The following is an 11111-nucleotide window of genomic DNA, read 5'->3' as shown; positions in this document are numbered from 1 at the left end:
CCCGCAACCAAACTCAACAAAAAGCCCGCCCCGGTGAAATCCAGGGCGGGCTTTCGACGTTCACGCCTGCCCCAGGCCCAGGAAGGCGCGGGCCTCCGCCGGCGTGGCAACCCGACGGCCGTGCCGCCGTACGGTCTCCGCCGCCAGGGCGACGAGTTCGGCATTCCCGCTGGCGAGGCGCTCCCGGGTGATCCGGATGTTGTCCTCGAGGCCCGTCCGCACGGCATGCGCCCCGCGGGCGAGCGCCCAATCCATCACCTTCGCCTGATGCCGCCCGATCCCGGCCGCCGTCCAGGTCGCCCGGGGCAGGATGCGGCGCATCTCGCCGAGCATGAGGTCGAGGAGGTGCGGGTCCGCCGGCATGGCGTTTTTCACGCCCATGACGAACTGGACGTGCGGGCGATCATCGATCAGCCCGGCCTCCACGAGACGCAGGGCGCCGTGAAGATGCGACAGGTCGAAGATCTCGATTTCGGGACGCACGCCGAACCGCTTCATCTGACCCGCGAGGTCCGTCACGAGGGTCGTGGGGTTCTCGTAGACGATGGTCGGAAAGTTCACCGACCCCGTGGAGAGCGAGGCCATGTCGGGACGATGCGACAGGGACAGGCCCCGGCTCGCCGGGTCGCGCCCCCGCCCGCCCGTGGAGAACTGGACCACAATACCCGGGCAGGCCCGGCGCAAGCCCTCCTGGACGGCGGCAAAGCGGTCGGGATCCGAGGACGGCGTCTCGTCGTCGTTGCGCACATGGATATGCGCGAGGGTGGCCCCGGCGGCGTAGGCGGCCTGTGTCGAGGCGATCTGCTCCGCCACCGTGACCGGCAGCGCCGGGTTGTCGGATTTGCGGGGCACCGAGCCGGTGATCGCGACGGCGATGACGACGGGCTCGTTCATGAAACGTCCTCCTGTGCGGATGCGGCGATGGGCGCCCCTCCCCGCCCGGCATGGCCCGCGCGGGCGGCGACCGCAAGCGCGCCGCGCCGAGCGCGACAGGACCCTTTCCGGGCCCGTCCACCCGCCTTAAGACTGGCGTCCATGCACGACACGATCCTGATCCTGAACGGCCCGAACCTCAACCTTCTCGGCCAGCGCGAACCCCACATCTACGGGCACGAGACGCTGGCGGACGTGGAAGCCCGGTGTCGAACCCTGGCCGCCGGCTTCGGCCTCGCGGTCGCCTGTCACCAGAGCAATGCCGAGCACCAGCTCATCGACTGGATCCAGGCCTACCGGGTGGGCTCGGCTGGGATCGTGATCAATCCGGGTGCCTACACGCACACCTCGATCGCGATCCTCGATGCCCTGAACGCCTGCGAGGTGCCGATCATCGAGTGCCACATTTCGAACGTGTATCGGCGCGAGGCCTTCCGCCAGCACTCCTACGTCTCGCTCGCCGCGACCGCCGTGATGGCGGGCTTCGGCACACATGGCTACGAACTCGCGGTTCGGCACATCGCCCACCTGCGCGGTGCCTCCTAGATTTCAGGCGGCCCGGGTCCGCAGCCGGGCCAGGCTGTTCCAGGCCGGTGCCAGGAGGAAGCTCGTCACCGGGATCAGGGCCGCGCCGACCACGAGACCGACGAGGCCGGAGCCCGCCGCGGTGACGAGCCACTCGACCGTCCCGGCGAGGGGACCGGCGACGCCCGCCGCCCCGGCCGCCACGGCGTGGATGGCGTGGCCGATCTGGGGCAGGCCGTAGCCCTCGAGGCCGTGTACCAGGATGCCGCCGCCGACCCAGATCATCGCGGCGGTGCCGACGATGGCCAGGATCTTGAGAAAGCCCGGCATGCCCTTGACCAGGGCGCGGCCGAGGCCGCGCACGAGGCTGCCGAAGGCCGAGCGCGACCCGTTGGCGGCCATCGCGACCCCGGCATCGTCCGCCTTCACGATCAGGGCGACGCCGCCATAGACCGCGACGGTGATCCCCACCGCCACCACGGCGAGGACCGCCGCGCGCATCCAGATCGAGCCCTCGGGCAGGGCCGCGAGGGTGATGGCCATGATCTCGGCCGAGAGGATGAAGTCCGTCTTGATCGCGCTGGAGACCTTCCGATCCTCCAGGGCCTGGGCATCGCCGGCCGCTTCGTCGCGCTTCGCCGCGTGGGCATGGGCCTTGTGCGGGAACAGCGCCTCGTAGACCTTCTCGGTGCCCTCGTAGCAGAGATAGGCCCCCCCGAGCATCAGCAGGGGCGTGATCGCCCAGGGCGCGAAGGCGCCGAGCGCCAGGGCGGCGGGCAGCAGGAACAGCAGCTTGTTGCGCAGGGAGCCCAGCGCGATGCGGCCGACGATGGGCAATTCGCGCTCGGCGGCGAAGCCCACCACGTAGCGGGGAGTCACGGCGGCATCGTCGATGACGACGCCGGCCGCCTTCACGCCAGCGCGGCCCGCCTGGGCGGCGACATCGTCGAGGGAGGCCGCCGCCACCTTGGCGAGACCCGCGACGTCATCGAGAAGCGCGATCAGTCCGATGCTCACGGGAACCCCTGCCTAGCCGGCCACAGTCCCCGCGCCGGATGGCGCGGCGAGCTTGGCCTTTACAGGAGACGAACGAGGCGGCGATTTGATCCCGGAGCCGCGCCGATGACCGTCGGGACCTGGCGTCCCGCGCGATCAACGACGCGGGGTCGACCCTTAACGACGCGGGGTCGACCCTAGAACGGAATGTCGTCGTCGAGGTCGAAGTTCGGCTTCGAGCCGCCGCCACCGCCGCCCGAGGCGGGCCGGCGCTCGCCGCCGCCCGAGGGGCGACCGCCGCCGTAATCCCCGCCGCGTCCGCCACCACCGCCGCCGCCGCCGAAATCGCCGCCACGGCTGATCTGACCGCCGCTCTCCTCGTCCATGCCCATCTCACCGCCGCCACTGCGGCCGTCGAGAAGGGTCAGTTCGCCCCGGAAGCGCTGGAGCACCACCTCGGTGGTGTACTTCTCGACGCCGGACTGGTCCGCCCATTTGCGGGTCTGGAGCTGACCCTCGATGTAGACCTTCGAGCCCTTGCGCAGGTACTGCTCCGCCACGCGGGCGAGGTTCTCGTTGTAGATCACCACCGAGTGCCACTCGGTCTTCTCCTTGCGTTCGCCCGACATCTTGTCCTTCCAGGACTCCGATGTGGCGATGCGCAGGTTGACCACGGGATCACCGGAGGCGAGGCGCCGTGTCTCGGGGTCGCGCCCGAGATTGCCCACCAGGATCACCTTGTTCACGCTGCCGGCCATGCCGCTCTCTCCTACCGATCGATCTCACTGCGCGCTGCGGCCCCGAAAGACCGGGACGCCGCCCTGTCATGGGCCTCTCGGGCCCCGGCGGCAATCGCGGTCGGCGGGATGTCCCCGTGACTCTCAGGGAGTCTGCCGACCCAAATGTTCTATCTTTGTTCCATCCGTGAGGCAAGGCGTCCCGAGGGAAGCGCCCTGCCCTCCGCTCAGCGGATCCGGACGATGAGCTTGCCGAAATTGCGGCCCTGGAGCAGGCCCGCGAAGGCCTCCGGAGCCTTCTCCAAACCGTCGACGATGTCCTCGCGATAGACCACGAGGCCGTCGCGCAGCCAGGCCCCGACCTCCTGCAGGAACGCGGATTCCTGGGCGGCGAAGTCCCAGACGATGAAGCCCTGGACATGCAGGCGCTTCGACAGGATCGCGCGCATCAGCACCGGCACCCGGTCGGGGCCGGGCGGCAGCTCGGTGGCGTTGTAGCCCGAGACCAGGCCGCAGACCGGGATGCGGGCGAAGTTGTTCAGGAGCGGCAGCACCGCGTCGAACACAGCGCCGCCGACATTCTCGAAATACACGTCGATGCCGTCGGGGCAGGCGGCGGCCAGCGCGTCGGGGAAGTTCTCGGCGCGGTGGTCGATGGCCGCGTCGAAGCCGAGGGTGTCGCGCAGGAAGGCGCATTTCTCGGGGCCGCCCGCGATGCCCACCGCCCGCGCGCCCCTGCGCTTGGCGATCTGCCCGACGAGGGAGCCCACCGGTCCGGTGGCGGCGGCCACCACCACGGTCTCCCCGGCCTTGGGCTGGCCGATGTTCAGGAGGCCCGTATAGGCCGTCATGCCGGGCATGCCGAGGATGCCGAGGGCGGTGGTGACGGGGGCGGCGTCCGGATCGAGGCAGCGCAGGCCACGGCCGTCGGAGACGGCGAAGTCCTGCCAGCCGCCGAAGCCCACCACCGTCTCGCCGACGCGGTAGTCGGGGTGCTGGGACTCGATCACCTCCGCAACGGTGGCGCCCACCATGGTATCGCCGATCGCCACCGGCTCGGCGTAGGATTTCGCCGCGCTCATGCGTCCGCGCATGTAGGGGTCGAGGGAGAGCCAGCGGTTGGCGAGCAGCACTTCGCCCGCCTTCGCCACCGGCATCCGCGCCTCCTCGAGCCGGAAATGCGAGGCGTTCGGCTCACCGTGCGGACGGGCGGCGAGGACGATGCGGCGATTCACGTGGGTCATGGGGCGGCTCCAGGGTTTTCGCGATGGGGTTCGCGAGAGGCGGCGGGCGCGCCGTGGACGCGCCCGTCGGGAGATCTCCCGACAGATGGGACGGCGGCAGCCGATGACAATTCCGTGCGGGTCGGGCGACGGGTCCGGAGGCCCCTCCGCGCGTTGTCCCGGAACGGCGACGGGCACGGGAGACATCGGGATGGCGCGCGGATGGCGAACGATCGGGGCGATGCTGCTCGGCGTCACGGCGGCCCAGGCGGCGGAGAACCCGCTGGCGCGCGAGCGCTGGAGGTCCCGGGTTCTGGTGATCTCCGCGCCCGAGCCCGGCGATCCCCGGGTCACGGCCCAGCGTGCCGCGCTCGAGACAGCCCGAGCCGGCATGATGGAGCGCGATCTCGTGATCCGCGAGGCGTTCGGCGACACGACCGAGGCACGGCGCCTGCGGGCGGTCCTCGGGCTCCCCGCGGACGGGTTTCGCGTGGTGCTGGTGGGCAAGGACGGCGAGGCCAAGCGGACCGCGACGGCGCCGATCCCGGCGGACGCGCTGTTCGAGACCATCGACGCGATGCCGATGCGCCGGGAGGAGAGGCGTCGCTGAGGCGCGGACCAGCGGCCAACGAAAAGGGGCCGCACGCGGCGGCCCCTCGAAAAACGCCGATCAGGCGATCCGATCAGTAGCAGCGCTCGACCAGCACCCGGCGGTAGCCGTAGGGGGTCCAGCGCACGCGCGGGACCGTGTAGCAGCCGCCGCCGTAGCCGTAATCGTAGGCGCCGTAGCCCACCGGGGCGTAGCCGTAGCCGTAGCCGTAGCCCGGGCCGTAGCCTCCGTAGAGACCTCCCGCCGCCAGGCCGAGGCCGACGCCGAGACCCAGGCCGCCGAGCCCGTAGCCGTAGCCGCGTCCGTAGCCGCGCCCGTAATATCCGCCGCGGTAGCCACCGAAGCCACCGCGATAGCCGCCGAAGCCGCCGCGATAGCCGAAGCCGGCATGGCGGAAGCCGCCGCCGCCGAAGCCACCCCTGAATCCACCGCCACCGAAGCCGCCCCGGAAGCCGCCGCCTCCGAATCCGCCGCCGTGGAAGCCGCCACCGTGGAAACCGCCGCCACCGAACCCGCCGCGCGCTTCCGCGGTGGCGGGAATCATCGCGAGCGCGCCGATCATGGCCGCCGAGGCCAGAACAACTCGTTTCATCACATCGTCTCCGAAAGAAGCCGAAACGTCCCCTTGGACGCACAAACGCAGTGGCACCCGGAAGGGTTCATGCGCGTTTCGACTCTCCCGTCATCGTGAAGCGCGCCGAGCCCTGCCTGGCCCCGGTGGTCGCCCCGGACATCGGGCCGCCCTTGAAATCGCCCGGGGTTTCGGGCGAGGAAGCGGGGCCGGCCGCCACGATCCTCCGGCGGGCGCGGTCGAGGGGGATGCGGGTGACCATGGTGCAGGATGTCGTGCGGGCTCGCGTTCGGATACGCCGTTTCCCGGTCCCCGCCCTTCTGCGCGCCGCCCTCCTGAGCGCCGCCTGCCTCGCCCTCGGCGGTCCGGCCAGGGCCGCGCCGGCGGCCGCCCCTGCCCCGGCGCCCTGCCGGGCCGTCCAGGCGGAGGGCGAGGCCTACACCGTGTGCACGGTCGACCTGCGCCGCGAGCGGGTGCGGCTGTTCTGGCTCGGGGCCGATGGCCTGCCCTATTCCTCGCTCTCGACCCTGGCGGAGAAGCAGGGGGCGTCCCTGCGCTTTGCCATGAATGCCGGCATGTACGACAAGGGCCAGGCCCCGGTCGGGCTCTACATCGAGGACGGGCGCGAGCTGAAGGGCGTTTCCACCGCCAACGGGCCGGGCAACTTTCACCTGAAGCCGAACGGCATCTTCTGGGTGAAGGGCGAGCGTGCCGGCGTGATGGAGACGGGCCGCTACCTGCGCAGCGCCCCGAAGCTGGATTTCGCCACGCAGTCGGGGCCGATGCTCGTCGTGGACGGGCATATCCACCCCAAGATCTCCGCGGACGGCCCGAGCCAGAAGATCCGCAACGGGGTCGGGGTCCGCGACGACGGCCGCACCGCCGTGTTCGCGATCTCGGAGCGGCCGGTGAGCTTCGGCGCCTTCGCGCGCCTGTACAAGGACACCCTCGGCTGCCGCAACGCGCTCTTCCTCGACGGCAGCGTGTCGAGCCTCTACGCCCCGTCGATGAACCGCTTGGACCTCAGCCGCCCCCTCGGCCCGATGGTCGGGGCGGTGGCGCGCTGAGGGACCGCTCAGACCCAATCCGTCCGATCCCTTCGGGATGGCGGATCGGGGCTTCGCTCGAGCGCCGCGCAGGCCTGCCGATCCGGGCACCGCTTCGATCGAGCGGAGCCGATATCAGGCATCGTCCTCGCGGCCGAAGACCTCGCCCTCCTCCGCCAGCCGCGCATCGGCCTCGTCGCTGCGGAGGATCTGCAGGGCGCGGTACTGCTGGAGCAGGCCGCGCAGGCGGATGTTGGCCTCGGTGCAGTCGGCGGGCTCCGGGCTGTCCGCCCCGCAGCCCGCGATGGTCTCGGCCGTCTGCCGGTCCACGGCGGCGCGGTTGGCCGCGCTCAGGGCTTCGAGGTCGCCGAGGCCGAGTTCCAGCGCGATCAGCTCGGCGATCTCGCGCCGCTTCTCCTCGATCTCGGACATGTTCCCTCCGGGTCCGGTGCCGCCCCGTCTACAGAACGGTCAGCGCTGCCAGGTCGATCCAGGCTTGCCTCTCGTCGCCGTCGACGTCGCCGTCGACGAACCAGCGGCAGAGCGCCCGGTCCCCTTCCAGGGCCACCACCGTCATGGTGGCCTCGTTGTCCTCGGATGCGACGTAGTCGCCGACCTTGATCGCCACGGACTGCCTCTTCGCCTCGCTGCTGCTGAACCTTACGCGGGCTGGCCTGGGTCTCAGGCGCGCTTCGCGCAAGCCCGGGTCTCAGGCGCGTTTCGCGCGCTTGCCGAACGCCACGGACAGGCGGGCGCGTACGCCCTCCGGGATCTCCGTGCGGGACTCGATGCGGACGGACGGCATCTCGGCCCCGATGGTGCTGCGCGGGTCGAAGGCGAACTGCAGGTGGCGCAGGCCGAGTTCGAGCCGGGTGACGCCGTCCGACTGGGTCAGGTCCTCGCCGAAGACCTCGATCAGCGGCCCGTCGGGATCGCCCTTCTCGATCTGGATGATGAAGTAGCCCGCCGGCTCCTCCTCGTCGTCGGCCCCCGAGATCAGGGTGATGCCGTTCTCGATGTCGAGGCGGACTCGTTCCACCGCGAAGGTCGTGACGTCGTCGTCGTCCATGCTGCGTGATCTCTCGGGAAACGCCCGCTTCGGCGGGGTGACTGAAGGAAAGCGGTCGGGGCCTTTGAGGTTTCGCGGGGGGCCGCTCAGCGCTGTCCGTGCTGGGTATCGGTGAAGAGGTCCTTGAACTGGCGCGGCTGCGAACGCCAGTACTGCCGCGGCGCGCGCACCTGCGCGCCGAGTTCGGCCGCCGCGTGCCAGGGCCAGCGCGGGTTGTAGAGCAGGGCGCGCGCCAGGGAGACCGCGTCGGCCCGGCCCTCGGCCAGGATCGATTCCGCGTGGGCGGCCTCGGTGATGAGCCCGACCGCGATGGTGGTGAGGCCGGTCTCGGTCTTGATCCGCTCGGCGAACGGAACCTGATAGCCGGCCGAGAGCGGGATTTTCTGCTGCGTGGAGAGGCCCCCGGTGGAGACGTGGATCGCGGCGGCACCCCGGCGCTTCAAGGCGTGGGCGAGTTCCACCGTCTCCTCAAGGGTCCAGCCCTCCTCGACCCAGTCGGTGGCCGAGACCCGCATCCAGACCGGCTTGCCCGCCGGCACGGCCTCCCGCACCGCCTCGAAGCATTCGAGCGGGAACCGCATCCGGTTGGCGAGGGGGCCGCCATACTGGTCGGTGCGCTGGTTGGAGAGCGGCGACAGGAACTGGTGCAGCAGGTAGCCGTGCGCCCCGTGAAGCTCGAAGCCTTCGATACCCAGGCGCAGGGCCCGGCGCGCAGTGGCGACGAAGCCGTCGCGGATGCGCTTCAGCCCTTCCGAATCGAGGGCGTGCGGCGCCACCTCGCCTTCCCCGTGCGCCAGGGCCGAGGGGGCTTCCGTGCGCCAGCCATCCGGTGCCTCGGGGTCGATCTGCGCGCCGCCGTCCCAGGGGGCGCGGCTGGAGGCCTTGCGGCCCGCATGGTTGATCTGGATGGCGATCGGCACCGGCGCGTAGCCTCGCACCGCGTCGAGGACGCGGCCCAGCGCCCGCTCGGTCTCGTCGGAATAGAGCCCGAGGTCGGTGGGCGAGATCCGGGCCTCCGGCGAGATCGCGGTCGCCTCCAGGGTGAGGAGCCCCGCCCCCGACATCGCCATCTGAGCGAGATGCATCAGGTGCCAGTCGCCGGCCTGGCCCGCATGGGCCGAGTACTGGCACATCGGCGCGACGATGATCCGGTTCTCGAGGGTGAGGTTGTCGAGGCGCAGGGGCTCGAACAGGCGGGCGGTCATGCGGGGCTCCGGCTTGGCTGCATCCCCGCATAGGTGGCGCGCCGGCGCGCGCTTGGCTACCCGCCCGCCCGACTACCCGGCCCCGATCCCCCGGTCCTTCAGGCTGGCGCCGATCTCGTCGAGCACGCCGGCATCGTCGATGGTCGGCGGGGTGGTCCAGGGCTCGCCGTCGGCGATGCGCTTCATGGTCCCGCGCAGGATCTTGCCCGAGCGGGTCTTGGGCAGCCGCTGCACGGTGAGCGCCAGCTTGAAGGCCGCGACGGGGCCGATCTGCGCGCGGACCAGGGCCACGAGCTCGCCCTCGATCGCCTGGGTCGGGCGCGCGACGCCCGATTTCAGCACGACGAAGCCGCAGGGCTGCTCGCCCTTCAGGGCGTCGCGGATGCCGATCACCGCGCATTCGGCCACGTCCGGGTGGCTCGCCAGCACCGCCTCCATGCCGCCGGTGGAGAGCCGGTGCCCGGCGACGTTGATGATGTCGTCGGTGCGGCCGAGCACCGTGACGTAGCCGTCGGCATCAACGACGCCAGCATCCGAGGTGTCGTACCAGCCCGGATACGTGGCGAGGTAGCTCGCGCGGAAGCGTGCCTCCGATCCCCAGAGGGTCGGCAGACAGCCCGGCGGCAGGGGTAGCCGCAGGACGATGGTGCCCATCGTGCCCGCGGGCACCGGCTTGCCGGCCTCGTCCAGCACCGCGAGGTCGTAGCCCGGCATCGGCACGCCGGCGCTGCCGTGCTTGACCGGCAGCCCGCCGAGGCCGACGGGATTGCCCGCGATGGCCCAGCCGGTCTCGGTCTGCCACCAGTGGTCGATCACCGGGCGGCCGAGGGCGCGCTCGGCCCAGGCCACGGAATCGGGGTCGGCCCGCTCGCCGGCCAGGAACAGGGAGCGGAAGCCCGAGAGGTCGTAGGCGCCCACCCGCTCGGCGCGCGGGTCCTCCTTCTTGATCGCCCGCAGCGCCGTCGGGGCCGTGAACAGGCAGGCGGCGCCGGACTCCGAAACCACCCGCCAGAGGGCTCCGGCATCGGGCGTGCCCACCGGCTTGCCCTCGTACAGCACCGTGGTGCAGCCGTGCAGGAGGGGCGCGTAGACGATGTAGGAATGGCCCACCACCCAGCCGATGTCGGAGGCGCAGAAGTAGGTCTCGCCCGGCGCCACGGCGTAGAGGTTGGGCATCGACCAGGCCAGCGCCACGCAGTACCCGCCGGTGTCCCGCACCACGCCCTTGGGTTTTCCCGTCGTGCCGGAGGTGTAGAGGATGTAGAGCGGGTCGGTGGCCGCCACGTCCACGCAGGCCGCCCGCCGGCCGTCGGTCTCCGCCCGTGCCACCGTATCGGCCCAGTCGTGGTCGCGCCCCGGCACGAGGTCGGCCGCCGCCTGCGGGCGCTGCAGGATCAGGCAGGCCGCCGGCTTGTGCGCCGAGGCGGCGAGGGCGGCGTCGAGGAGCGGCTTGTAGGCGACGACGCGGCTCGGCTCGATGCCGCAGGAGGCGGCCAGCACCACCTTCGGTGCGGCGTCCTCGATGCGGATCGCCAGTTCGTTGGCGGCGAAGCCGCCGAAGACCACGGAATGGACGGCGCCGAGGCGGGCGCAGGCGAGCATGCCGAACAGGGCCTCGGGCACCATCGGCATGTAGATCGCGACGCGGTCGCCCCGGCCGACCCCGAGGTCGCGGAGCACCCCGGCGAGCACAGCCACCGCATCGCGCAGGTCCGCGTAGGTGATTCGGCGCTGGGTGCCGGTGACGGGCGAATCGTACAGGATCGCGGCCTGGTCGCCGCGCCCGGCCGTGACGTGCCGGTCCACGGCGTTGTGGCAGGCGTTCAGGGTCGCGTCGGGAAACCAGCGGCCATAGGCGCCGAGCGTCGCGTCGAAGGCCCGGGTCGGCGGGCTCGCCCAGTCGATCGCCCGGGCCGCCTCGAGCCAGAAGGCCTCGGGGTCGGCCAGCGAGGCGGCGTGGGTCTCGGCATAGCGGCCGGGCCGCGGATTCGGGGCGTGGGGCGTGGCGTCCATGGCGTGTCCTCGCGGAACCGGTCGTGCTGCCGGTTTCTCGGCACTCTACCGGAATTTACGCCGCCGGACTGCTGCGCCATCCTGCCGAACGGATCGAGGCGCAGGCTTTTGCTTCCGCGCTTCGCGAGACGAAGCCGGCGGACTTGAAAACCGCCGCCCCGGGGACCGGCGGCGCGAAGCCGG

Annotated in this window: 13 protein-coding genes; 3 read left to right on the top strand and 10 right to left on the bottom strand. The window is 71.5% G+C overall.

Translation table 11 applies throughout. The features are described 5' to 3' along the window. Positions 1-60: 60 nt before the first annotated feature. On the bottom strand, positions 61-894 hold the full coding sequence (locus tag ASF20_RS10670) for a 3-keto-5-aminohexanoate cleavage protein (RefSeq protein ID WP_056273973.1): 834 nt from the start codon (positions 892-894) through the stop codon (positions 61-63). 141 nt (positions 895-1035) lie between these two features. Between ASF20_RS10670 and aroQ the strand changes: the two genes are divergently transcribed. Further along, a complete protein-coding gene (gene aroQ / locus ASF20_RS10665; protein ID WP_056273970.1) occupies positions 1036-1479 on the top strand; it encodes a type II 3-dehydroquinate dehydratase in 444 nt (147 codons plus the stop codon). 3 nt (positions 1480-1482) lie between these two features. Here aroQ and ASF20_RS10660 read toward each other — a convergent pair whose 3' ends face one another. From ASF20_RS10660 to ASF20_RS10650, 3 genes are all read right to left on the bottom strand, one after another. Then, the gene (locus ASF20_RS10660; RefSeq protein WP_056273968.1) at positions 1483-2475 is read right to left on the bottom strand and encodes a DUF808 domain-containing protein; all 993 of its coding nucleotides are present in this window, start codon (positions 2473-2475) and stop codon (positions 1483-1485) included. Between the two features lie 176 nt (positions 2476-2651). Further along, a complete protein-coding gene (ssb, locus tag ASF20_RS10655) occupies positions 2652-3212 on the bottom strand; it encodes a single-stranded DNA-binding protein (protein ID WP_056273965.1) in 561 nt (186 codons plus the stop codon). Positions 3213-3418: 206 nt separating this feature from the next. Further along, positions 3419-4435 carry an NADP-dependent oxidoreductase gene (locus ASF20_RS10650; RefSeq protein ID WP_056273963.1) on the bottom strand — a complete coding sequence of 339 codons (1017 nt, stop codon included), beginning with the start codon at positions 4433-4435 and terminating at the stop codon, positions 3419-3421. 190 nt (positions 4436-4625) lie between these two features. Between ASF20_RS10650 and ASF20_RS10645 the strand changes: the two genes are divergently transcribed. Beyond that, entirely contained in the window at positions 4626-5024 is a 399-nt protein-coding gene (locus ASF20_RS10645; RefSeq protein WP_056273960.1) for a DUF4174 domain-containing protein, read from the top strand. Between the two features lie 73 nt (positions 5025-5097). On the opposite strand, the gene ASF20_RS10640 is transcribed toward ASF20_RS10645, so the two are convergent. Next, on the bottom strand, positions 5098-5616 hold the full coding sequence (locus ASF20_RS10640; RefSeq protein WP_056221735.1) for a hypothetical protein: 519 nt from the start codon (positions 5614-5616) through the stop codon (positions 5098-5100). 239 nt (positions 5617-5855) lie between these two features. Between ASF20_RS10640 and ASF20_RS10635 the strand changes: the two genes are divergently transcribed. Next, a complete protein-coding gene (locus tag ASF20_RS10635) occupies positions 5856-6662 on the top strand; it encodes a phosphodiester glycosidase family protein (RefSeq protein WP_056274002.1) in 807 nt (268 codons plus the stop codon). Between the two features lie 114 nt (positions 6663-6776). Here ASF20_RS10635 and ASF20_RS10630 read toward each other — a convergent pair whose 3' ends face one another. From ASF20_RS10630 to ASF20_RS10615, 5 genes are all read right to left on the bottom strand, one after another. Then, entirely contained in the window at positions 6777-7073 is a 297-nt protein-coding gene (locus tag ASF20_RS10630) for a hypothetical protein (RefSeq protein WP_056273957.1), read from the bottom strand. A 28-nt stretch (positions 7074-7101) separates the two neighbouring features. Beyond that, a complete protein-coding gene (locus ASF20_RS24615; RefSeq protein WP_200917522.1) occupies positions 7102-7269 on the bottom strand; it encodes a hypothetical protein in 168 nt (55 codons plus the stop codon). Between the two features lie 81 nt (positions 7270-7350). Then, entirely contained in the window at positions 7351-7710 is a 360-nt protein-coding gene (locus ASF20_RS10625) for a hypothetical protein (protein ID WP_056221724.1), read from the bottom strand. 86 nt (positions 7711-7796) lie between these two features. Beyond that, the gene (locus ASF20_RS10620) at positions 7797-8915 is read right to left on the bottom strand and encodes an NADH:flavin oxidoreductase/NADH oxidase (RefSeq protein ID WP_056273953.1); all 1119 of its coding nucleotides are present in this window, start codon (positions 8913-8915) and stop codon (positions 7797-7799) included. A gap of 72 nt (positions 8916-8987) precedes the next feature. After that, entirely contained in the window at positions 8988-10928 is a 1941-nt protein-coding gene (locus ASF20_RS10615) for a propionyl-CoA synthetase (protein ID WP_056273950.1), read from the bottom strand. Between the last annotated feature and the right edge of the window lie 183 nt (positions 10929-11111).

The organism is Methylobacterium sp. Leaf88 (genome assembly GCF_001422795.1).
In the GTDB taxonomy this organism is placed as follows: domain Bacteria; phylum Pseudomonadota; class Alphaproteobacteria; order Rhizobiales; family Beijerinckiaceae; genus Methylobacterium.
Note: the sequence above shows the minus strand (reverse complement) of the source record. Positions and strands in the feature narration are given on the sequence as shown.